Below are 22,809 nucleotides of genomic sequence, written 5' to 3'. Positions count from 1 at the left end.
TCGTTATAAACTGGGCAAATTAGGGACAGTAAGGTCGTTTGGCGCTGCTCCATGATTCTATAACCGCCTACAGTGTCGTTATTAGTCTATGTGTTCTGAGGAACTGCTATTTGTGCGCTTACCTTATGGTGATAGAGGACGGAGTTGTGCCTCTAGAGTCTACATCTTAAACCGCATCGACAAATCCACCGCCTTACAATCCTTCGTCAGCGCCCCAATCGAAATATAGTCCACCCCAGTCTCAGCAATCGGTCTCAAAGTCTCATCAGTAATTCCGCCAGACGCTTCCAGTTTGGTGTTGCCACTCTGCGCTTTGTTAAACTCTACGGCTTCGCGCATGTCTGTCAGCGAGAAGTTGTCCAGCATGATGATGTCGGCACCGGCGGTTAGGGCTTCTTTGAATTCGGTGAGGTTTTCCACTTCCACTTCGACGGGTTTGCCGGGTTCTTGTTGCTTGGCGGTGGTGATGGCTTCGGTGATGCCGCCGCAAGCGGCGATGTGGTTTTCTTTGATCAGGAATGCGTCGTACAGGCCGATGCGGTGGTTGTAGCAGTTACCGCAGGTGACGGCGTATTTTTGGGCGCTGCGCAGTCCGGGGATGGTTTTACGGGTGTCCAATAGCTTAACGCCGGTACCTTCCACCAGTTTGGCGTAGCGATTGCTGACAGTGGCCGTGGCGGAGAGCAGTTGCAGAAAGTTGAGGGCAGTACGCTCGCCGGTCAGTAGGGAGCGGGCGCTACCTGTCAGGCTGAACAAGGGAGAGTTCGCACTGACGTAGTCGCCATCGGCGACGTGCCAGGTGACGGTGACACTGTTGTCCAGTTGTCTGAAAACTTCGTTGACCCATTGGACTCCGGCAACTACACAGTCATCACGAGTGATGATGGTAGCTTCCCCTTGCTCGTTTTCGGGAATCAGACGGGCGGTGATGTCGCCGTCTTTGATGTCCTCTGCTAGCGCGAATTTAACGCTGTGTTTAAGGTCTTCGAGGAGTCCGGGGATGGTTGAGTCGATCATGGTGATTTACTTCTGCTCAGTATTTGTTGTGACAGGATTCTATCAGTAATTGTTGCCCTGTATACACGGGATAATGTCGCATATTACCCCATAATCCAGTGCTGGGGGTAGCATTGAGAAGTTGCGGTAACATGTTTGTGACCTCCTTATCTCTTTGGGTCACTGCTGGACTAGGTTGTTGTCAAGGAAGGCCTTGGCAGCTTCTCGTTTTTGCTGATGGATATTGTTGACCTTGCTCCACTCGATGGGGGCGTTGACCAGCTCTGTTGTCGCTTCTTCCGGGGCTCCGATCAGCCTTGTTTCAAGGCCAAAGATGGAGAGCAGAGAGTGGAAACGGGATAAGCCTCTTCTTCGGTTACCAATAGCAATAAAGGGTTTGTTAAAGATAATGGAAAAAACGCATCCGTGAAAAGAGTCTGTGACAACGAAGTCTGCTTCTGCAATTTGTTGAATCCACTCTTCCACTTTAGGTTTTGTCATTGTTTCTGAAGAGGGCGACGTATACGTGATGGCGTCGTGTGGGGTGATAAGGTGTAGCTCTTTGTCGAGTTCGCGAGCGATATCTGTCGGAATCTTCGTTACTTCGGGCTTTGCATCCAGGATATAGGAAAAAACCTTGCCGAGAGGGGCAGGGGAGCTCGAAGCTGGAAGCAGTTTTCGGTAATCGTCAGCGTTAAGCAGCAAGGTGGGATCTATGACCCACTCTGCGTCAATGCCGAAGTGCTTTTTACACAGTTCTACGGCGGATTGTTCCCGAACCGAAATGGCGTCGAACTTGTGGGCCAGCTCTCGGCATTGCTCGGTGTCTTTGGGGGAGTATTCCCAGGAATCGACGCCAAATGATGCTGCGTAGCTAAGTCTTTTTACTTTTACGCCTAGAGTATCGAGGAAATCCAGATAAAAGTTGGGTAGGCAAGGGGAGTAGGTGGGGCGCCAAACCTGATCACTGCCCACGATGGCTGCGCCAAAGCTGTTCTCTCGGTAGTAGGCCAGCAATGCTTGTTGCGTCTTGATGCATGGCGACATGCTGATGTGCGCGTGGCGAAATGCAATCAAGTTTTGATCGACTGCTTTTTTCTTTTTCTCGGATGGCAGGGTTTGAATTTTACCCGTTGCCAGTTTGAGCAGATTGCGAATGAAGTGTTTGAGTGCCTTGAGTGGGCCGCCAGGGTGGCGACGGTCAAGGGTTACTGGCTCGTGCCCCATCTGCTGGAGGTATTTTTGAAGTGCATAGGCTTGGAGTAACCCCCCGTAATTGTGTCCCAACGGTTGTGTGAGGATTGATATCTTCATATTGGCCTGAATCCTTGGAATATGATGCTGCGTTTAAGAAGGCTGCCAGCAACGTTAGCACATTATTTCGAGATGAAATGTGTTCTGGCTGGAGAAAATACGCTGTAAGCCTCTTCAGGTAAGCAAGGCCTATTCCATTCGGGCGTCCTGTCTCAAAATCAGCTGTCCATTGCGCTGCTGAAAGTCGATGGATCGCAGGGCGCTCATGCCCAGCAGGACGCCATCGCCGTCCATGCCAGGGTTGATGCTGGCACGCACATTGTTGAGGCGGATGCTGCCCAGTTGCAGGTTGTCCAGCTCGGTAGCGTAAACCCGGACGCTGCCATTGGCGGTATGGGCTGTGGCCGCGCGTCCGCGTTTCAGGCCCAGTTTGTTGGCCAGGTCGGCCGGGATCACCACGTCGGTGGCGCCGGTATCCAGCAGAAAGGTGACGGATTGCCCGTTGATCTTGCCGCCGGCGACGTAGTGGTGTTGGCGGTTGCTGTCCAGGATGACTTCGCGATACTGGCTGTTTTCTGAGCTGATGGGGTTGCTGTTGGGGTTGATCTGCTCGTGTTCCCAATTGCCGAAACCCCAGGTGAGCAGGCCCAGGATAAGCAGCCAAAATACCACCAACATGCCTCTGCCCATGCCTCGCGTGTCGTTGTTGTCATTAGGGCTGTTGTTGGGATTGTTGTTGCGATTGTTGTTGGGGGAGCCGTTAGGGGTGCCTGAAGGTTGCATGAGTTGCTTTAAAATCCTCTGGAGGGTAGCTGGCCTGTTTGACGAGCGAATAAATCGTTGGCGCGCTAATTAATGTCAGGTCTAGAAAGTGCTTCCAAAAGCCAAAAATATTATAAGCAAAAGGTCGTCTTATATCAGAATGTGATGGCCATCTCGAATACGGTTTTTACCGCTGGCACGCCTTTCCCGCTCCATTATACTCCGATGACATTGCGGAATTAGACGACGTTTTTCAGTATGCCGAAACGGTGTCTGAATACAAGGGCAATCCACAGTCCAATTAATGGGGCAAAAAACGGTGTTTGACGACTCTCAGAATTCTAATACAGCTAAAAAAGTCGCTGCGAATAATGTGGTCTCGATCGGAGGCTCTGGTCAGGCGACCCCTGAAAGACGCCCTGCGCAGGTGTCTCTTGCCCGTTTGCCAGCCCCTGTACACCGTGTTCGTGAGAAAGCCTCTACCCTGTTCCAGCAGACCTTGAGAAACCTCTTTGACGGGGCCGATGATGCCCTGTTTGATCTGGCCGACAAGGCCACCAGCAATCAGGATCAAAACACCTACTTCGAGGCCATGCGTGAAGTTCGCCTCAAGCGCCGCGAAACCGAAAAACATTTCTTTCTCAATCTGGATAAAGCTTACTCTGACTTATTGCGCGTCGTGCCTGAAAACGACAATGGCTTTGCCCAAAACCTGACGCTGGATGACCTGACGCTGGTGGATAACGATCAGCTTGAATTCCAGGTGGCGGTTGAAAGCATGATCGCCAAGGTGCTGGATCAGTGCGCTGAGTCTGCTCAACACATCGCTTTGCGGCTGGACAGTCTGGTACCGGCCAAGGTGTATCAGCAAAATAATCCCGTGGGCCCCGATGTGCTGTGCAACAGTTTCTGGCGCGTTGTTGAGCCGCTGGACGTTGATATCAAAGCCAAGCTGGTGTTATTGAAGCTGTTCGATAAAGCGGTGATGGCGCAGCTAAGCAAAATTTATACGGTGCTGAATGACGTTCTGATTCAGCAGAATGTTCTTCCCTCTCTGACGACTCAAGCCGATCGGCGCCAGCGTCGTCAGGAGGCGTCCCGTACGGCTCAGCGTGCACCGGCAAGCAGCCGGCAAGCAGCGTCGCCCCATAATCAGCGTCAGCCAGAGCAGGGTCAGTCCGTCGCGCAAGAGTCCTACGGTAACGACGGTGTTCAGGAGCCTGTGCTGGAACAGCTCCGCCACCTGTTGGCTCCTGTCTCGGGAAGTGGAGTCTCCACCGGTTCTGCTGTTCAGCAAAATCCGGCGCAGCCAAGCCAGGGGCATTATAGTCAAGGACAACAAGGTCAGGGAGCATCGGCAGGCGGTTCAGCTTCCGTCAGCGCCTACGAGCTGGCCAGTGTCCTGACGTCGCTGCAACAGAATCATGTGCCTCAGGTGACTTTGGCTCAGCCGGGGCCGGCGAATTTGATGGATGCCGAGCAGCTGACTCAATTGATGCAGCAGCCTTTAGGGGGTGAAAAGGCCCTATCTGCCGTGGATCAGGACGTGATGAACCTGATCAATATGCTGTTCCAGTTTATTTTGGATGACCGCAATCTGGCGGCACCGATGCAAAGTTTGTTGGCTCGTCTGCAAATTCCCATGTTGAAAGTGGCGGTGGTCGATAAATCCTTTTTCAACCGTTCCGCACACCCTGCCCGACGCTTGTTGAACGAGCTGGCAACCGCTGCATTGGGCTGGCAAGAACCTGAAAAAGGGCTCGAGAAAGATCCGTTGTTCAAAAAAGTGGCGTCGGTGGTTGAGACGGTCATCAGCGACTTTGATGAAGATGTGAGTATCTTCGATGGCTTGTTGACGGACTTCCTCGCCTTTATAGAGAAAGAGCATCGTCGGGCCACCGTGCTTGAAAAGCGCACGCTGGATGCGGAAGACGGCAAAGCGAAATCAGAGTATGCCCGCTCTAAAGTCAGCGAACAGCTGCAAAGTCAGATTGGTGACCGCGAGTTGCCTCAGTGCGTATCTAACATATTGGAAGAACCCTGGCATAACCTGATGTTCCTGTTGTTGCTGAAAAACGGCAAAGACAGCGATGCCTGGAAGAATGCATGTCAGGTTGTCGATGATCTGGTCTGGTCTGTGACCGGTATTGTTGATGTCGAGGCGCGTAAGCAGTTGATGGCCATGCTGCCTGGACTGTTAAAGCGCTTACGTCAGGGGTTTGAAGTGATCTCTTACAACCCCTTTGAGGCGAATAAGCTGCTCCAGCAGCTGGAAGCCGAGCACCTGCTGCGTATGCGTGGTCAGTCTGAGAAGCCTCAAGCGCCTGTGGCGGCAGTTAGTCAGGATGTATTGGCCGAAACGGCGGAAGCTGAGACGACTGCACCTGTAGAAGATGACGCTCCTTTAAAAGAAGTGAGAGCTGAAGCTGTTGCAGTCGCTGATCCGGCAGTGGAGGATGTTCCGGCTGAGCAGAATCAAGCCGAAACTGTTTCTGCTGAACCCGTTCCCGTTGAAGCAAAGACAGAAACAAAAACAGAGGCTGCCCCTGCCGAGCCTGTCGTATCAGCCGCCTGGTTGGGACAGGTGGATCGCTTTACTCAAGGTTCCTGGTTTGAGGTGGCCGAAGGCGGGCGTCCGGTGTTCCGCTGTCGGTTGGCAGCTGTCATCAAAAAAGTGGACAAGTTCATCTTCGTAAACCGCAACGGTATGAAGGTTGCGGAGAAGACTCGTGTGGAACTAGCTCAAGCGCTGGAAGAGGGCACGTTCAGTATTTTGGATGACGGTATGTTGTTTGATCGAGCACTGGAGTCTGTGATTGGCAACCTGCGCGAGTCTCGCGGCAAGCTTGCTTGATCTCGACGTAATCTGAATCTGTCAAAGGGCAGTGCTTACCCGCCGTGCGCCCTGAGCTTGTCGAAGGGCATGGGCTGGATCGGGGAAATATCCTTCGACAGGCTTTGGCTGTCGCTGACGGGGCTTTCTGCTGGTGGAGTGGATCGCAGTTGTGTACTCTTCTGCAATGACTTCACAGACTTCAAATGACACCTCTACTGGTTCCGATAGCCATCGGGATCGACAATCTTTTTCAATCGATGTGGACGGTTGGCTACAAACCGCAGAGCCTTCTGATTCTTTAGAATCCCCGAATTACGACGCCCGGCCGGACCCATCGGATATCTCGTTATTGGTGCTTCACAATATCAGTTTGCCACCGGGGCAGTTCGGAACAGGCTGTGTGCAGCAGTTTTTTTGCAATCAGCTGGACCACACACGGCATCCCTTTTTTCGGGAGATTGAGGGGGTGCGTGTTTCCTCCCACTTTTTCATTGAGCGACAGGGCAGGGTCACGCAATTTGTGCCGACGGTGGGCCGCGCATGGCATGCCGGGCATTCCAGTTTTCAGGGGCGGGAAATCTGTAATGACTTTTCCATCGGTATTGAGCTGGAAGGAACCGATGACCAGCCTTACACTGATGAGCAGTATTCCGCCTTGCGGGCTCTCACAGAGGCGCTGATGGCTCGTCATCCAGGCATTACGCCCGCCAGAATTGCCGGGCACAGTGATATTTCACCTGGCCGTAAGACGGATCCGGGCCCCAGTTTTGATTGGACACGTTTTCGATCAGGTTTGAGTTCTGAGACGCATTGTGCAAACAAACGAGAGAAATAGCGGGCAAAGCCGTTAAACATTAACCGCAAAACAGTAATAACAAGGAGAGAGTCATGACCTTTGTGGCCGTCATCGCGGTGTTTGTTCTGGTTCAGTTTTGGGGGTCGGCAGAAGCCTTCCATCACGACGGCTGGTTTCGGAAGTGGCTGAAGCTCACCCGTACATGGTTCTCGGGCGCAGGCCTGCAAGTGATCGCTCAGGTGTTTTTGCCGGTGCTGGCGCTGTGGTTGATACTTACGCTGTTGAAGACGAGCTGGGTGTCGCTGTACTTTCTAGTGTCAATTCCCTTGTTGTTGTACAGCTTGGGGCGGGGCAACTACACCGAGTGGCTGGAAGGCTATTGCGAGGCCTACCATCGCAACGATAACGAGGTGGCCTGTGATTACGCCGCTCGTTTGGGCGTGGATGTGGAGGCCTGTGAAGACTGGCCCACCCTGCATGAACAGGTGTTGCAGCGGGCCGGATACCTGGGGTTTGAGCGTTGGTTTGCGGCCATTTTCTGGTTTGTCATTCTCGGGGCGGTCGGGGCTGTGTTGTACCGTTTGGCGTCCCTGGCCCGCAATGCTCAGGGGCAGTCTGACGAGGTGAAAAGCCTCTGCGCGCGGCTTTGCTGGTTGCTGGAATGGCCGGTGGTTCGTCTTCTGGGGTTGAGTTTTGCTCTGGCGGGTAACTTTGTGGGGTGTATCGGCCGCTGGAAAGACTGTCTGTTGGCGGTGGATATGAGTACGGAGCAGGTGATGGAAACCTGTGTTCACGGTTCGTTGAATGTGAACAGTCGTGAGATTACCTCAGAAGGGATTACCGAGCAGGAGGTGGAGGCGCTGATTCCTCTGCTGAGCCGCAGTTTGATTTTGTGGCTCTGCGTGCTGGCGGTTTTCTCTATTCTGTGACTCTATCTTATGGGTCGGGATCTGCGGGCCGGTCCGACCCTTATTCCATTTTGGCTGTTGGGCGTCTGCTTTTTCCTGAGGAGTCATCGTTTCTTGTTCAGAATGCTGTTGCCATTTCGACCCTTTGGGGTATGTGAGCAATTGCAAACCCCAAAAGCCTTTATTTATATGGCCTGTACAGTATCTACAATTTTGCTCTAAGGGGCTGAAAAAGGTTGACCGTTACAGTGCGCCAGGAATATTATGGAATAACTTACTGGCAGGGCTGTACATGTATACAGTTCTCCTCGCCTGCATGGATGCGCCACTAACACAGCATTTGAGCTGAAGCTTTAGAGCCCTGCCGGTAAGCCCTTTTATCCCTTTTCTATCTTTCGTTTTCCTCCCTCCCTCTGTGTTTTTGCTTTTTTCACTGGTATTTGTTGATTTAAATGCCTTAGCGTCCACGAGCCTGATTGCGATCGGATTCTGCTATCATGCCTGCTTTCCGAGTTTCTGGCAGGGAGGAACCAATGCCATCATTTGATATCGTCTCCGAGGTCGATAAACACCAGCTGACCAATTCTGTAGATCAGGCAAACCGCCTGATTACCACGCGATTTGATTTCAAGGGCGTGGCCGCCAAGTTTGAGCGCAATGAATTTGTGGTGACTTTGTGGGCCGAAGTGGATTTTCAGCTGGAGCAGATGCTCGACGTGCTGAAAAGTACGCTCTTTAAAAACAAAATTGACATTGCCTGTCTTGAAGAAGGTGATATGCAGGCCTATGGCAAACAGGTGAAGCAAGAAATCAATGTGCGAACCGGGCTGGACAGTGATTTGTGCCGAAAGATCGTAAAGCTGGTGAAGGCCGAAAAACTGAAGGTTCAGGCTCAGATCCAGGGCGATCAGGTTCGGGTGACGGGCAAGAAGAGGGACGATTTGCAGCAATCAATGGCGGTCTTGCGCGAGGCCCAGTTGGATATGCCACTGCAATTTACCAATTTTAGGGATTAATCAGGGGTGGGGGAGAAAGAAGAAAGGGGAGATATAAGGCCATAAAGAGGATTTATGGCCTTAAGAAAAGCGTCAGCTTATTGCTTGCACGCTTTTTTAGCTGCACGCATTTTGCTGCTGCAGTAAGACTCATCGTTCAGGCACCACTTGCGGCTACCTTCGAAAGAGATGATTTCTTTCTTGTCAGAAGTGCCGGAGCAGCTCACCACAATTTTGTCGAAAGCGCGGCCGTCAGCAGTCTCGCCAGAACCGGCGTTCAGCAGACTTTTAGGGCCAGCGAATGCAGCGGTAGCGGCAGTGGTTAACAGCAGGGCAGTGATGAGTTGTTTCATGGAGACCTCGGGTAAATAATGTTTGCGAACGCCAGCATCGATAAGTTGATTAACTAAAGTTTGATTTAATCGACTATTCAACAGTGCCGTTCAGTAAAGATTCAGTGGTTTCCATTATACACACTGCGAGGCAAGAGGGTGCATTTTTTGATCGAATACCTGGCTTTATGTGTATAAAAGAAACACATTGCACTATAAATTGTAATGATACTGGTTGTGTTCGACTTTCTTAAACGCTTGATAGCCAGTTTATTCGCTGCGCCATTTAAAGAGCTTGGCGGAGATCCCCAAAAAGATCAGCGTCATGGCGCATAAAATAAGCAGGTGTGGGGTGATGTCAGCAAGACTCGCGCCTTCCACCATCACTTCTCTTGCGGCCGTCACCATATGAGTCAGTGGCAATAATTGGGCTACCTGGCTCATCCAGTGCGGCGCCCCATCCAGTGAAAACCACACCTCGGACAGTAACAGCATCGGAAAGGTGAAGAAGTTCAGCAGGCCGTTGGCGAGTTCTTCGTTGGAAAGGCGGCTGGCGACAATCAGACCAAGTGAAAGCAGACAGAGGTTGCCGGCCAGTGAGACCAGCAACAGAGTCCAGTAGCTGCCAAGCATCAGAAAGTCGATAAAGAAATCACTGACCACATAGATAATGATGCTGACTGCGAGCATGATGACCAGTCGGGAGAGCATTTGTGCTGCCAGAAACTGAAACGGTGACACAGGAGCGGCCTGCAAGCGTTTAAGCACACCGTTTTTGCGATAGCGAACAATCACATAACCCACACCAAACAGGGCGCTGAACATCAGATTCATGCCCAATACACCGGGAATGACCCAGTCCACATAGCGAACTTTTCGGCCGCTGACAGCCTCTGCCTGCCAGTTGTTGCTCTTAGTGACCTTGTTCTCAGTAACCAGCTTGTCGTTAAGGTTCTCATTAACCAGGTCTTCAGTAGCCATCAGGTCGCGGAGCACCTTGGCATTCTGCGACTCTGGGTTGTAGAGGTAACGATGGTTCTGATCGGTGAAAATCAGCAGGTCGATCTGGTGGTGGCGGACTTTCTGCGTGGCCTCATTCAGATCGGCAAAGGTGACCGTTTGGATATAGTCGTTACTCTGAATGATGGCTGGCGCTTCAGGGTTGGGGTATAGCCCCACTTTAAACAGAGGCGCTTCCTGACCTGAAAAAGCCATCGCAACCACCGCGATGATCAGCGGCGGCATAACAAACGACCAGATGAGGGACCCTCTGTCGCGGTAATACTCTTTGGTTCTTGCCCAGAACAGGGCTGACAGTTGATTCAAAATTCGTCTCGCTTTGGCGGTATGGGATATAGGGCATGGAATAGAAGTGCGAAAGTCTTACTCTCTCAAACTGTGTCCAGTCAGCTTGAGAAACAGATCGTCCAGCGTCGGGTTGCGTACCTGAAGGGAGTGCAGCTGTGCGCCAGCCTGTATCAGCTGTTGCAGGGTGTCTTCTACCGAAGTGCTTTCAATGGTCACCTGAGGCTGAGATGGGTCTGTGTCGCTTTGGGGCACAAAGTCGTCAGGCAAATCCTGCCGATCCAGGCAGACAAACACATGATTAAAGTGATTGTGGAGCAGCTTGGCTGGCGAACCCTCAGCAATGATTTGACCGCGGTCTACAATCACAAGATGGTCGCAGAGCTGTTCGGCTTCATCCATATAGTGAGTGGTGAGCACCACGGTTTTACCTTGTGCCTTGATGTTTTTAATCAGGCGCCAAAAGTTACGACGCGATTGGGGATCCAGTCCGGTGGTGGGTTCATCCAGAAAAATGATGTCGGGATCGTTGACTAGCGCGAGCGCCAGCAACAATCGTTGTTTCTGCCCGCCTGAGAGTTTGGATGCCTGCTGATGGATGAATTCACTCAGGTGACATTCATTTATCAAGGTTTCCAGCGGTAGTGTGTGGTCGTAAAAGCTGGAAAACAGCACAAGCACTTCTCTGACGGTCAGATAATCCATCAAGGACGTCGATTGAAATTGAATGCCGGCTTCCTGTTTGAATGCTGGGTTGTGACTGATGCCTTTATAGAGGATGTCGCCACTGGTGGGGGTGGTAATGCCTTCCATCATTTCGATGGTGGTGGTTTTTCCGGCACCGTTGGGGCCGAGCAGCCCAAAGCAAATGCCTTTAGGGATAGTGAAAGACAGGCCGTTCACCGCCTTAACGGCTTTGTAATGCTTGGTGATGTTTCGGACTTCGATGATGGGGGTCATGTCATTCTCTCTGATGTAGGCCGCGACAGTATAGCAGGGCTTTATGGCGGTTCGTTGTGTCAGCCAAAAGAGAAGTGCGTTGTGTAAACTTAGAGTGTGTTACGAAAATCAGGAGTGCGATGGGCGGGTTGTGCTGTGAAACCTGTGGTCATGGTGATCGTGATGTGGCAAGCAAAACAGGAGCTGGTGGGTTTTCTTTCTGGGTTTGCCTGTGATGATCTGATAGTGTTGCAGCCTATAGGATCATTTTACCTTGTGTATATTGGTCTTTTTCTTGGACGATCCTGCTAAGTTTTTAGAGTATGCCTGCCGTCAAACCTACCTGGTCCGAATCATTTCTGGTTTATCTGAAGCCCCGAGTCATCACCATGATGTTTTTAGGGTTTTCGGCTGGGCTGCCGCTGTTATTAGTCTTTTCTACCCTCTCCGCCTGGTTGCGGGATATGGAAGTCAGCCTCAGTGCCATCGGCTTTTTTGGCTGGATCGGCATTACTTATTCGATCAAGGTGTTGTGGTCGCCTATTGTCGATCGTTTACGAATTCCCGGATTGGGCTCCGGTTTGGGGCAGCGTCGCAGCTGGATGCTGTTGGGGCAGCTGGGCATTATTATTGGGGTGTTGGGGCTGTCGGTGGTCGATCCCAAAACACATTTGGGGTTGGTGGCTGCACTGGCTTTACTGGTGGCCTTTTCTTCAGCGACACAGGATGTGGCGATTGATGCATATCGCATTGAAGCCGTGGTGCAAGAGTATCAGGGGGCGATGTCGTCGACCTATATTCTGGGGTATCGGGTTGCCATGCTGGTGGCCGGCGCGGGTTCTCTGTATATCGCACAATTTGTTTCCTGGCCTGCGGCTTATGTCGCCATGGCCGGTTTGATGGGCGTGGGTGTGATAACGGTACTGTTGATTTCTGAGCCTGACAGTCAGGATCAACAATCAGCGGGCGTCAGCACCTTGTCGTCAAGCAGTTCAGCTACTGGCTCTGAAATGGACGGCTCTGAAAAACTGGAAGAGACGCTGCACCAGCAATTGCACGTGGACACTTTAAGTGGCCGGTTTGCCAAGGGTGCGCGCTGGTTTGTGGACGCTGTCGTTGCGCCCTTTGTGGATTTCTTTCAGCGCAATGGTCGCTTCGCCTTGGTCATTTTGCTGTTTATCGGCTTGTTCCGCCTCAGTGATATTGTCATGGGGATCATGGCCAATCCGTTCTACCTGGATTTAGGGTTCAGCAAGGCGGATATTGCGTCTATTGGCAAGATATTTGGCTTCTTTATGACCATTGTCGGCTCATTTCTGGGTGGGTTGTTGGTGGTGCGTTATGGGGTGTTCAAGCCTCTGATTGCCGGGGCGGCGATGGTGGCTCTAACCAATCTTCTGTTTGCACAGCTGTCGTTGATAGGGCCTGATTTGACATGGCTGGCTCTGGTTATCAGTGCGGATAATCTCAGTGGTGGTTTTTCCAATGCCGTATTTGTGGCTTATTTGTCCGGCCTGACGAACCGATCCTACACGGCGACTCAATATGCCTTGTTCAGTTCGATCATGACATTGCCGGGTAAATTCATCAGCGGGTTCTCCGGTATAATTGTCAGTTACAGCAGTTATACCTTCTTTTTTACCTATGCTGCCGTGATGGGGATTCCGGCTGTCTTACTGGCGTTGTATATTTGGCGGCGAGCACAGCGTTACAGCTAGTTTTTAAAAGACGCAGTCCTAAAATAAGTAGTTTTTAAAGATGTAATTTTTCAAACGAGAAACTGTCGGCTAGACTGTACGGCAGTTTGTGTGTTTTTCATGGATTTAAATTAAGACTGATTATTTATGCAGAACTTTTTTGTAAAACCGCTGGTTGCGGGACTCATGGCAGGTATGGCGGTTTGCTATACCGGAGTGACTTTGGCAGAGGAGCAGGAGACGTCGCAGCCTAAAACGACGGAGCTGTTATTGACCAATGGCGATCGGATCAAGGGTACGCTGGTGAGTGTGAATACCTCGTCAGTGATTTGGAGTTCGGAAAGCTTTGGCGAGTTGACCATTCCTAAAGAGAAAGTTGCCAACTTCAATACCGCGAAGAAAGTCAAAATTCAGGGTGTTGAAGACCCCTGTGTTGTTGATGGTATGGACGGTTATTATCTGAATTATACCTGCGGAAAAGACGGTGAAGAGTCGGAGGTGCATTCCATTGCTCTGGTGGCGCTGGATTCGATTGTGCCCGTCGCCACACGGGCTGATCAGCCTCGTTCTACCGGTAAAATCTCTTTGTCCGGTACGTTCCAGCGGGGCAATACGGTTGAAGACGATCTCGAAGCCGACGGTACCACGTCCTATCGCCACGGTGACTGGCGTCATACCGGTGTTCTGGATTATGACAGTGACTCGACTGACGATGTCCCCGCGGATGTTGATTATGATCTGACTTATCGTCTGGATCGGTTTGTCTCTGAGCGTTGGTATTGGTACAACGAACTGGGGTATGGGCAGGAAGAATCCAAAAACGTGGATGAACGTTACATCTACGGTATGGGTGCTGGTGTGCAGTTGTGGGAAGATCCAAATTCGGCCCTGGCGTTTGAAAACGGTCTGGAATATAAGAAAGAGTTGCTGGATCCCACCGATGCAGACCTGCTCAATGCTGATTGGGCTTCCAGAACCGAAGTGGTTTATTACCGTTTTTCCACCGATTTCCGCTATAAACTGCCATTCTCGGCCGAGTTCTTCCACACGAACGAGGTGCTGTACTCCTTGCAGGACAGCGAAAACTGGGAGCTCAGTGCAGATTTCGGTCTGAGTGTGCCGCTCGGTGTTGGTCTGTTCTCAGAGTATAAGTTTGAATACGATTACGATAACCAGCCTTCTTCTCCGGAAGCGGATAAAGAAGACACCAAATGGACCATTGGTATCGGTTATAACTGGTAAATTGGTATCGGTTATAAATCGTAAGGGTACCCGGGTGCTCAGGCTGCTGATAAAGTGAATTGGTCATTGCGAGGAGCGATAGCGACGCGGCAATCCATTACTAGCACGATGTACGCACGTGAGTGCCGAACATGGATTGCTTCACTGCGTTCGCAATGACGTATTCAACTTTTTCACGCTCCAAAGAGTTTGTCATCAAGCGTGTCCTTCGGGCGTTTAGGCGCCCGTCTTTGCTTTATCGGGATCGGTCAGCAGACTTTAATCTGCCGGTTGATCCGGTAAAGATCGGTTAAACCCTCTTGCAATTTGACCGTCTGGCTCCAGATTAGTCATTAATGCCTAATTATTATTCGCTAATGCCTGGTTATTCACTAATGCCTAGCCTCCAATTGAGCTGACGAGGAACTCATGCCATTTCTGTTGTTATTTATAGTCGTCCCAGTGGTCGAAATGTGGGTTCTGATTCAGGTTGGGGCCGAAATCGGGGCCTTGCCGACGATCGCGTTGGTGCTTTTGACCGCCATGATCGGGTTGGCGCTGCTGCGGAAACAGGGCGCGAGTGCTCTGTTGCGTGCCAATCAGCGGATGGAGTCGGGGCAATTACCCGCAGAGGAGATGGTTGAGGGCATCTTTCTTGCCGTCGGCGGAGCCTTGTTGCTGACTCCAGGGTTTGTCACCGATGCGCTGGGCTTTGCCTGTTTGATACCGGGCTTGCGTCAGTGGTTGATTGGCAAGGCCTTGAAGAAAGTTATCTTTCGCGCCACGAGCTCTGCGGGATTCACCAGTCATTCAGCGTTTGGTGAGCAGGCGCAGGGGGGCAAAAAGGATTCCTCCGGGGATGTTATCGAGGGGGAGTTCAGGCGTCAGGATGCTCCTGATAAGAACCGGGATCGTCTGCGCTGAGGCAGAAAACCCAACCGTTGGAGTGAATCGCTCCAATTTCAATTTTTTTTCATTGGGGGTGTTGAAATCCCCTCTATCCAGCCCCATCTCCCTAACACTTGGTTTTTATCACCCCGGGTCTTTTGATTCGGGGCTGGTGCTCCAGTTAGACAGCTGGTTTGTAAAACTGGGGTTTATTTGAAACGACGAGCTGAAAAGCTCAATTTGGTCCAGAAATAGACGTTTTGGAGAAGAAATAGATGAATATTCGTCCTCTACACGACCGTGTTGTGGTTCGCCGCAAGGAAGAAGAAGCAACTTCTGCCGGTGGTATTGTGCTGCCTGGCTCTGCGCAGGAAAAACCCAATCAAGGTGAGGTTGTTGCCGTTGGTAATGGCCGCGTTTTGGAGAATGGTGAGGTTCGTCCGGTTGACGTAAAAGTGGGTGACACTGTTGTATTTGGCAAATATGCCGGCAGTGACACCATCAGCGTTGATGGTGAAGACCTGGTTATTCTGAGCGAAAGCGACATCAAGGCAGTCATCGAAGGTTAATCCGGTATATCCGGTGCAACGACTGCGGGTGGATACTGCCTCGATGGATGCAAGTCATCTACCGCTTGATAGATTCAAACAAAAGATAGAACGGAGCTAACGAATAATGGCTGCTAAAATTGTAAAATTCGGTGACGAAGCTCGCCAAGGCATGCTGGCTGGTGTAAACATCCTGGCTGATGCTGTTAAAACAACTCTGGGCCCTAAAGGTCGTAACGTTGTTCTGGACAAGTCTTTCGGTTCACCGACTGTGACTAAAGATGGTGTGTCTGTTGCGAAAGAGATCGAACTGAAAGACAAGTTCGAGAACATGGGCGCGCAGATGGTTAAAGAAGTTGCCTCCAAAGCGTCTGATGACGCGGGTGATGGTACCACCACTGCAACGGTTCTGGCTCAGGCGATCGTTAACGAAGGTCTGAAAAGCGTTGCCGCTGGCATGAACCCAATGGATCTGAAGCGCGGTATCGATAAAGCGACTATTGCTGCTGTCGAATACATTCGCTCTGTGGCTCAGCCTTGTTCCGACACCAAAGCCATCGCTCAGGTGGGTACCATCTCTGCTAACTCCGACGCTTCAATCGGTGACATCATCGCCGAAGCCATGGAAAAAGTGGGTAAAGAAGGTGTCATCACCGTTGAAGAAGGTCAGGCTCTGCACAACGAGCTGGACGTGGTTGAAGGTATGCAGTTTGACCGCGGCTATCTGTCTCCTTACTTCATCACCAACCAGGAAAACATGAGTGTTGAGCAAGATGCTCCGTTCATCCTGCTGGTTGACAAGAAAATCTCCAACATCCGCGAGCTGCTGCCAACTCTGGAAGCCGTTGCTAAAGCCGGTAAGCCACTGGTTATCATCGCTGAAGATATTGAAGGCGAAGCTCTGGCTACTCTGGTTGTGAACAACATGCGCGGTATCGTGAAAGTGGCTGCCTGTAAGGCACCTGGTTTCGGTGATCGCCGTAAAGCTATGCTGCAGGATATCGCTATCCTGACTGGCGCGACTGTGATCTCTGAAGAAATCGGTCTGGATCTTGAATCCACCACTCTGGAGCATCTGGGTACTGCCAAGCGCATCACCATGAGCAAAGAAAATACCGTGATCGTTGATGGCGCTGGTCAAGCGGCTGACATCGAGTCTCGCGTTGCTCAAATTCGTGCTCAGATCGAAGAGTCTTCTTCTGACTACGACCGTGAAAAACTGCAAGAGCGCGTAGCTAAACTGGCTGGCGGTGTTGCGGTGATCAAGGTTGGTGCTGTCACTGAAGTCGAAATGAAAGAGAAAAAAGCACGTGTAGAAGATGCTCTACATGCGACACGCGCTGCTGTTGAAGAGGGTGTTGTACCTGGTGGTGGTACTGCGTTGATCCGTGCCGTTGCAGCAATTGCTGAACTGAAAGGTGATAACGAAGATCAGGACGCCGGTATTGGCATTGCCCGTCGTGCGATGGAAGCGCCTCTGCGTCAGATCGTTACCAACGCCGGTGACGAAGCGTCTGTTGTAGTTGATAAGATCAAGCAAGGCGAAGGCAACTTCGGTTACAACGCTGGTACCGGTGTTTACGGCGACATGCTGGAAATGGGTATTCTGGATCCAGCCAAAGTAACCCGTACTGCTCTGCAGGCCGCCGGTTCTATCGCTGGCTTGATGATCACTACCGAAGCCATGGTTGCTGATGCACCTTCAGAAGATGGTGCTGGTGGTGGTATGCCTGATATGGGCGGCATGGGTGGTATGGGCGGAATGCCTGGCATGATGTAAATGCATGCCCAGTAGCGGTCTTTTCACCCACCTTGATTTTGGGAGAAAACTCTTGCTACTGACCACGCATTAAGCGCCTTTGTTAGATGCAGGGGTGTGGTAGATACAAAAAACGGCTCGCTTTTTAGCGGGCCGTTTTTTGTTTAGGGCCCTTAATAAATTATCCAGTAATTGGCCCAGTTATACAGTTAGCACTAAGGGAAAACCCGCCATTTCACCCACTCTGGGTGAAACCACAAAACCGAATGCCCTGCCTCAGACTCGTGCACCAAAAAATCACGTCATAGTCGCCCTTAAGAAAATTCTATCGTCGCCGATAACATAAAACATTCAAGTTTATAACGAACAGCGAGCCAGTTTTGTGCCCTCATTCCGAGTGGTGCACCCAGTGGTTGCATGGGGAGCTGTTATTGCGGGGTTTCATATGCTGAAAAACGTGTCTCTTGCCTACAAATTGTATTTGGCACCGGTTATCGCACTGCTAGGTTTGGTGCTGTTTGTCATTTACACCTCCACGCAGCTTGCTGCAACGGATCAACGCCTGGTTGCGCTGGAAACGTACAGTTATCCGGCATTAGAAAAAGCGGATGCCATCATCTTTCAGTTCTCAAGGCTGCCGGGCATGTTGAACAGTGCCGTAGCGTCTGGAGAGCTGGCGACGCTGGATGAAGCGCGAACCGTATTGCAGCAAATCAGTGAAGATCAGGGTTCTCTGGCGGCCTTGACCGGTTCTCAGTCACAGCAAGGTCAGCAGCTGGAAGCTTGGCGTGCAGGGGTAAGTCGCTACGCTGAAAACGCCTTGGATGCCTCGGAAAAGCTCATTGGGGGTAACGCCTCTTTTGATGATTTGCGCCCCAGTCTTGAGCGTATGGCGACAGATCTTGAGAAAGCTCAGGCTCTCGGAGCAAGCTTTCGTGGGCAGGCGTATGAAGATTTTCGTCAAACCTTGGCGACCACTCGGGAAGATAACGCAGCGACTACTCGTATTGGGATTGTGCTCAGCTTGGCGTTGGTTGTCATGGTGACCTTCGGTGCCTGGCTGATTGCGCGCGGCATTATGAATAATGTGCGCGCTGTGATCGAGTCGCTACAGGCTATTGCCAGTGGTGATGGGGATTTGACCCGACGTGTCAACGTTGAGGCACAGGACGAAATCGGCTCCATGATTGGGTTGTTCAACGGGTTTCTCGATAAGTTGCAGGGGATTATGCGTCAAGTGGTCGAGGTCGCTAACCCGCTGGGTGAGGTCTCCCAAGAATTGTATAAGGTGACTCAAAGTTCTGAGGAATACGCCAAGTCTCAGCAGCAACACACCAACACGATCAGCCATGACATTGAAACCATGACTGGCAGCATTGAAGAAGTGGCTCGGCGCTCGCGCCAAGCGTCGGACGAAGCTGAGAATGCTTCCCGTCAGGCAAGTGATGCTCGTGAAAACGTCGGCAGTTTGTCAAGCGCGATCAGTGATCTGGGGGGGAGTGTGCAGGATGCGGTGACCGCGATGCAGCAGCTCGAGGAAGAAACCCAGGAAGTCGGGTCTGTACTCACCGTGATCCGTAGCATCGCTGAGCAGACTAACTTACTTGCTCTAAATGCGGCCATTGAGGCAGCACGTGCAGGGGAGCAAGGGCGTGGTTTTGCTGTGGTAGCCGATGAAGTGCGTAATTTGGCCCAGAAAACCGCGAGTTCTACCGCCGAAATTCAAGAAATCATTCAGCGACTTCAGAACAGTGCCAATGCGGTTCTTAATGTGATGACCTCTAACGAAAGTAAATCACAAGAAAGTATTGAGCGCTCTGTGAAGGCAACGGAACTGCTGGATGCAATTGCCCACACCGTGACTCAAATCGACGAGCTCAATGCGGGTATCGCGCAGTTCACCCAGGAACAGATAGGACTGTCGAGTTCCATTCAACAAGAAACCCATGTGTTGCAGCAGGACGCTCAGGCAACCTCAAAGGGTGCAGAGTCTACCGCTCGTTTAGGGGAGCAGCTGGTTAGTACTGGCGACCAACTGCGTGCGGCTACCGCTCAATTCCGTGTCTAACACATCCACATGATTCATTTTGTCATAACGTATTATTTGAGGAGTATCAATTCATGAACAAAATACGTGTTATGGGTCTGGCCGCCGCTTGTCTGGCTGCCACACCTGCCCTCGCTCTGGATCAGGGCGATTATATGTTAAACGGCTTCGGTACTGCCGCGCTGACCCACATTGGTGGTGTTGACGATGCCAAGAGTTACGGTCGTGAGGGACAGCCCACTGGCACCACCCGCGGCGATCAAATGTCCAAGTTGGGTGGTCAGTTTAGCTACGGTCTGTTCGACAAACTTACCGCTACTGTGCAGGCAGTCGCCAAGCCAGAAGATGACCACTGGCAAGTGGATCTTGAATGGGCTTATTTAGCCTACGAAATCAATGATGAGTTCACCGTTCGTGGTGGCCGTCTGCGCCCAGGCGCTTACATGTTTTCAGAAACATTGGATGTCAGCTATTCCTATCCCTGGTTGCGCCTGCCGGATGAAGTGTACAGCATGCTTTCTCTCAGTAATTATGAGGGGCTCGATATGCTTTATAACACCTCGCTGCCATTTGGCTCACTGAGTATCCAGTTAAGTGCCGGGCAAGCCGTTAATCGTAAAAGGTACGTCTCGTTTTTTGACGACTATATCGATCTTGATTTGAAAAACATCATTGGTGGCGCTATTTCTCTGGAAACCAATGATTACGGTACTCTGCGTTACAGCTACCTCCAAGCCGATGTCAGTGTGGCCCGAATGGATTACAACGACGGCGACTTCTCTTCTTTGGGCTATAAATTTGACGATGGTACTTGGGTAACCAATGCCGAGCTCGCCAGCCGCACGGCGGAAGGGGAAACGGTTGACGCCTTCTATATTTTAGCAGGGCGCCGCTTTGGAGACTTCATGCCACATATTACGTATGGGCAACAGGATGCTGAACTTGGTGGACGTCAATCTTCCTGGACTTACGGCCTAAATTACAGTCTGGCTCCGGGTGTCACACTCAAAGGTGAATACAAGCGTGTGGATTCTACTGATGGTTACGCAGGTGCCTTTGCGCAGGATTACACATACAGCGACCCGACTTTTGATGGCGACATCATCAGCATCGGCGTCGACTTTGTATTTTAAGGGGGAAGACAGATGAATTGTGTTATCCGCAAAATCTCCGTTGCTGCCCTGTTGGGTGTAGCCGTAATGAGTCAGGTTCAAGCTGAGGTGGCTGTGATCGTCAATCCTGGCGCATCAGCGAGTCCGAGTCAGGCTGATGTTGCTAACATCTTCCTCGGTAAGGACAAGTCATTGAAAGGCGTTGATCAGAAAGAGTGGAATGCGACCAAGGATAAGTTTTACAGCTCTGTTGTGAGCAAGAACGAGTCGCAGCTGAAGTCTTATTGGTCAAGTTTGATCTTTACCGGCAAAGGTCGTCCATTGCCCAGCGTCAGCGACGACGCTGCTGTGGTGGCTAAAGTTGCTGGTGATGATTCTTCAATTGGATACGTTGACAGTGCCGCGGTCAACGATTCAGTCAAGGTATTGTTTACTTTACCGTGATTGTTGAAAGACCCTGGCTTCTGCCAGGGTCTTTATTCAGGCATTGATCAGTGTTGCCCTGATCACGATTTATCCGCTTTCATCTTTTCACGCTTTTCTTTGCGCTCCAAAATCTTCTCGTACATCTCTTCTGGCATACCGTTTTTCGCGACTGCTTTGGTCTCTACCAGTGAATTGTCCTGGGTAACGATAGCAACGCTGTAACCGCTATCAGTACTGGTGACTTTGCCCACTTTCAGGTTGGGGTTACCCATCATAATCAGACGAGCTTCGGTCAATGTCTGGATCTGGTCGGCGGTGTATTCGCGACTCATCATGTCCTTCATGCCCTTGTGGCTGCCCATCATGCCGCTGTAATCCCTCATTTTTCCGTGGCTTCTGTCGCAACCATCCCTATCTCCGCCACGGTCGCCTGCCAGAGCGAAGCCAGAAGTCATTGTTGCCGCAAGCAGGGAAGCAATAATCAGTGATTTTTTCATTGGAAGGCTCCTTTGCCGTCTCGTTAAAGTGAATCTATTCAATCATCCTGCTGTCGAAAAACTATCTCCTGATCGTGCTAATGTGTACCAAATTGTATCAAGGGAATTGCTCATTCTTAGACCAGATACACTTTGTTACAGGATCACCAGAGGTGACTTTGTATAATGATCAACAGACTTAACCGGTAGAACGACGAAAGGGCAGTTGTATGTCGCAAACACATATTCTGGTGGTGGACGATCATCAGGAGATCCGGGAGCTTTTGAGTACCTATTTGTCGCAGCACGATTTCAAGGTGACGGCGGCTGAGGATGGTGTGCAGATGCGCCATGCGTTGGAATCCGGCGGTATCGACCTGATCGTGCTGGATCTGATGATGCCGGGTGAAGATGGTCTGAGCCTCTGTCGGTACGTTCAGAGCATTGGCGGTCCTCCCGTGATTATGTTGACCGCCATGAGCGAGGATGCCGATTGTGTGGTCGGCCTGGAGATTGGGGCTGATGACTATGTTACCAAGCCGTTTGTTCCCCGCGTGCTGCTGGCACGCATCAAAGCCGTGCTGCGTCGGCAAACTGCTGCAGTGGGAAGTGAAATTCCTCAGGCTGGTACTAGCCAACAGAAGGTCTTTCAGCAGTGGACTCTGGATACCAATCAACGGCAACTGACCCACAAGGACGGTTTGCTGGTGCCCTTAAGTACAGCCGAGTTCAAACTGCTGGACGTTTTTCTGCAAAACCCTCAAAAAGTACTCAGCCGTGATCAATTGTTAACCCTGACCAAGGGGCGAGAAGCTGACCCCTTTGATCGCAGTATCGACAATCAGGTCAGTCGTTTGCGTAAAAAAGTGGAAGAGGATCCCCACAACCCGGTGTTGATTAAGACGGTATGGGGTGGGGGTTATATGTTTGCCGCTGCGGTGACGAAATGTCGAAGCGATGGTCGATGAAGGCGTGGTTTCGTAAGGCGCGGACTCGTAAATTTTGGCCTCAAAAGCTGCTATCCCAGATGATTATTCTGGTGGTTCTGGCGCTTATATTGGCGCAGGGCATCAGTCTCTGGATTCTGTCGTCTGCCTACCGGTCAGCCATGCTGGACAACTCTGAGCGTCATATTCTCCGCCAGTTTGTATCGGCGGTGACATTGATGGAGCAAATGCCGCCTGAGCTGCACCGCAACATCCTGAGAGCCTGGCGGCGGCCCGGACAATCTTTCTTTGTTCGGGAGCAGTTGCCAGACGAGCTGAATAAGACGGTTGTCTCGATGCCTGAACAGCGCATGGAGCAGGCTCTGGTGCGTTGGTTGGGTGATGAATACCAGGGACGAGTGCGGGTTTTACTGGAACTGGGCGAGCAACATGGTGATCGCGAAGGTCGTGATAGTGGTGATTCCGGTGAGCGAGGGCGTGATGGCGATCACGATCACAGAGACTGGCGTCAACGACCACCGCCTTTGCCGGTGCGTCAGTTAATGATCGCGGTCCGCCTGAATGA

21 protein-coding genes are annotated in these 22,809 nt (G+C 51.4%); 14 read left to right on the top strand and 7 right to left on the bottom strand.

Annotation, left to right across the window (positions count from 1 at the left end; all coding sequences use genetic code 11):
- Window positions 1-159: 159 nt before the first annotated feature.
- From nadC to ACTG33_RS09765, 3 genes are all read right to left on the bottom strand, one after another.
- Window positions 160-1,017 carry a carboxylating nicotinate-nucleotide diphosphorylase gene (gene nadC / locus ACTG33_RS09775; RefSeq protein ID WP_439135027.1) on the bottom strand — a complete coding sequence of 286 codons (858 nt, stop codon included), beginning with the start codon at window positions 1,015-1,017 and terminating at the stop codon, window positions 160-162.
- A 159-nt stretch (window positions 1,018-1,176) separates the two neighbouring features.
- The gene (locus tag ACTG33_RS09770) at window positions 1,177-2,310 is read right to left on the bottom strand and encodes a polysaccharide pyruvyl transferase family protein (RefSeq protein ID WP_439135026.1); all 1,134 of its coding nucleotides are present in this window, start codon (window positions 2,308-2,310) and stop codon (window positions 1,177-1,179) included.
- 129 nt (window positions 2,311-2,439) lie between these two features.
- Window positions 2,440-3,033 (bottom strand): retropepsin-like aspartic protease family protein, encoded by a 594-nt coding sequence (locus tag ACTG33_RS09765; protein WP_439135025.1) that lies wholly within the window; start codon window positions 3,031-3,033, stop codon window positions 2,440-2,442.
- Between the two features lie 283 nt (window positions 3,034-3,316).
- Between ACTG33_RS09765 and ACTG33_RS09760 the strand changes: the two genes are divergently transcribed.
- The 4 genes from ACTG33_RS09760 (at window position 3,317) to ACTG33_RS09745 (ending at window position 8,568) form a co-directional block, all read left to right on the top strand.
- On the top strand, window positions 3,317-5,866 hold the full coding sequence (locus ACTG33_RS09760) for a DUF1631 domain-containing protein (RefSeq protein ID WP_439135024.1): 2,550 nt from the start codon (window positions 3,317-3,319) through the stop codon (window positions 5,864-5,866).
- Between the two features lie 151 nt (window positions 5,867-6,017).
- Window positions 6,018-6,683 carry a 1,6-anhydro-N-acetylmuramyl-L-alanine amidase AmpD gene (gene ampD, locus ACTG33_RS09755; RefSeq protein ID WP_439135023.1) on the top strand — a complete coding sequence of 222 codons (666 nt, stop codon included), beginning with the start codon at window positions 6,018-6,020 and terminating at the stop codon, window positions 6,681-6,683.
- A 53-nt stretch (window positions 6,684-6,736) separates the two neighbouring features.
- Entirely contained in the window at window positions 6,737-7,573 is an 837-nt protein-coding gene (gene ampE, locus ACTG33_RS09750; protein WP_439135022.1) for a regulatory signaling modulator protein AmpE, read from the top strand.
- 512 nt (window positions 7,574-8,085) lie between these two features.
- Window positions 8,086-8,568, top strand: a complete 483-nt coding sequence (locus ACTG33_RS09745; protein WP_439135021.1) for a YajQ family cyclic di-GMP-binding protein — start codon at window positions 8,086-8,088, stop codon at window positions 8,566-8,568.
- Between the two features lie 77 nt (window positions 8,569-8,645).
- Here the strand turns inward: ACTG33_RS09745 and ACTG33_RS09740 are convergent, their stop codons facing one another.
- The 3 genes from ACTG33_RS09740 to ACTG33_RS09730 all read right to left on the bottom strand — a co-directional run bounded on the left by ACTG33_RS09740 (window position 8,646) and on the right by ACTG33_RS09730 (window position 11,144).
- Window positions 8,646-8,900, bottom strand: a complete 255-nt coding sequence (locus tag ACTG33_RS09740) for a hypothetical protein (protein WP_439135020.1) — start codon at window positions 8,898-8,900, stop codon at window positions 8,646-8,648.
- 249 nt (window positions 8,901-9,149) lie between these two features.
- Window positions 9,150-10,205, bottom strand: a complete 1,056-nt coding sequence (locus tag ACTG33_RS09735; protein ID WP_439135019.1) for an ABC transporter permease — start codon at window positions 10,203-10,205, stop codon at window positions 9,150-9,152.
- A gap of 57 nt (window positions 10,206-10,262) precedes the next feature.
- The gene (locus ACTG33_RS09730; protein ID WP_439135018.1) at window positions 10,263-11,144 is read right to left on the bottom strand and encodes an ABC transporter ATP-binding protein; all 882 of its coding nucleotides are present in this window, start codon (window positions 11,142-11,144) and stop codon (window positions 10,263-10,265) included.
- Window positions 11,145-11,446: 302 nt separating this feature from the next.
- Between ACTG33_RS09730 and ACTG33_RS09725 the strand changes: the two genes are divergently transcribed.
- The 8 genes from ACTG33_RS09725 to ACTG33_RS09690 all read left to right on the top strand — a co-directional run bounded on the left by ACTG33_RS09725 (window position 11,447) and on the right by ACTG33_RS09690 (window position 20,839).
- On the top strand, window positions 11,447-12,841 hold the full coding sequence (locus tag ACTG33_RS09725) for an AmpG family muropeptide MFS transporter (RefSeq protein WP_439135017.1): 1,395 nt from the start codon (window positions 11,447-11,449) through the stop codon (window positions 12,839-12,841).
- 126 nt (window positions 12,842-12,967) lie between these two features.
- A complete protein-coding gene (locus ACTG33_RS09720) occupies window positions 12,968-14,062 on the top strand; it encodes a DUF481 domain-containing protein (RefSeq protein ID WP_439135016.1) in 1,095 nt (364 codons plus the stop codon).
- 408 nt (window positions 14,063-14,470) lie between these two features.
- Window positions 14,471-14,965 carry an FxsA family protein gene (locus ACTG33_RS09715; RefSeq protein ID WP_439135015.1) on the top strand — a complete coding sequence of 165 codons (495 nt, stop codon included), beginning with the start codon at window positions 14,471-14,473 and terminating at the stop codon, window positions 14,963-14,965.
- Between the two features lie 239 nt (window positions 14,966-15,204).
- The gene (locus ACTG33_RS09710) at window positions 15,205-15,498 is read left to right on the top strand and encodes a co-chaperone GroES (protein ID WP_439135014.1); all 294 of its coding nucleotides are present in this window, start codon (window positions 15,205-15,207) and stop codon (window positions 15,496-15,498) included.
- Window positions 15,499-15,604: 106 nt separating this feature from the next.
- A complete protein-coding gene (gene groL, locus ACTG33_RS09705) occupies window positions 15,605-17,257 on the top strand; it encodes a chaperonin GroEL (RefSeq protein ID WP_439135013.1) in 1,653 nt (550 codons plus the stop codon).
- Window positions 17,258-17,681: 424 nt separating this feature from the next.
- A complete protein-coding gene (locus ACTG33_RS09700) occupies window positions 17,682-19,304 on the top strand; it encodes a methyl-accepting chemotaxis protein (protein WP_439135012.1) in 1,623 nt (540 codons plus the stop codon).
- A gap of 53 nt (window positions 19,305-19,357) precedes the next feature.
- Entirely contained in the window at window positions 19,358-20,416 is a 1,059-nt protein-coding gene (locus ACTG33_RS09695) for a porin (RefSeq protein WP_439135011.1), read from the top strand.
- 12 nt (window positions 20,417-20,428) lie between these two features.
- Window positions 20,429-20,839, top strand: a complete 411-nt coding sequence (locus ACTG33_RS09690; RefSeq protein WP_439135010.1) for a phosphate ABC transporter substrate-binding protein — start codon at window positions 20,429-20,431, stop codon at window positions 20,837-20,839.
- Window positions 20,840-20,901: 62 nt separating this feature from the next.
- Here the strand turns inward: ACTG33_RS09690 and ACTG33_RS09685 are convergent, their stop codons facing one another.
- Complete coding sequence (locus tag ACTG33_RS09685) at window positions 20,902-21,318, bottom strand: hypothetical protein (protein ID WP_439135009.1); 417 nt, start codon at window positions 21,316-21,318, stop codon at window positions 20,902-20,904.
- Between the two features lie 209 nt (window positions 21,319-21,527).
- Here ACTG33_RS09685 and ACTG33_RS09680 point away from each other — a divergent pair, with 209 nt between their 5' ends.
- Both ACTG33_RS09680 and ACTG33_RS09675 read left to right on the top strand, forming a co-directional pair.
- Complete coding sequence (locus tag ACTG33_RS09680) at window positions 21,528-22,265, top strand: response regulator (RefSeq protein WP_439135008.1); 738 nt, start codon at window positions 21,528-21,530, stop codon at window positions 22,263-22,265.
- A partial coding sequence (locus ACTG33_RS09675; RefSeq protein ID WP_439135007.1) for a hypothetical protein occupies window positions 22,244-22,809 on the top strand: 566 nt, incomplete at its 3' end. The genes ACTG33_RS09680 and ACTG33_RS09675, both read left to right, overlap by 22 nt.

Origin of the sequence: Pseudomaricurvus sp., from assembly GCF_965662505.1 — a bacterium.
In the GTDB taxonomy this organism is placed as follows: domain Bacteria; phylum Pseudomonadota; class Gammaproteobacteria; order Pseudomonadales; family Cellvibrionaceae; genus Pseudomaricurvus.
Note: the sequence above shows the minus strand (reverse complement) of the source record. Positions and strands in the feature narration are given on the sequence as shown.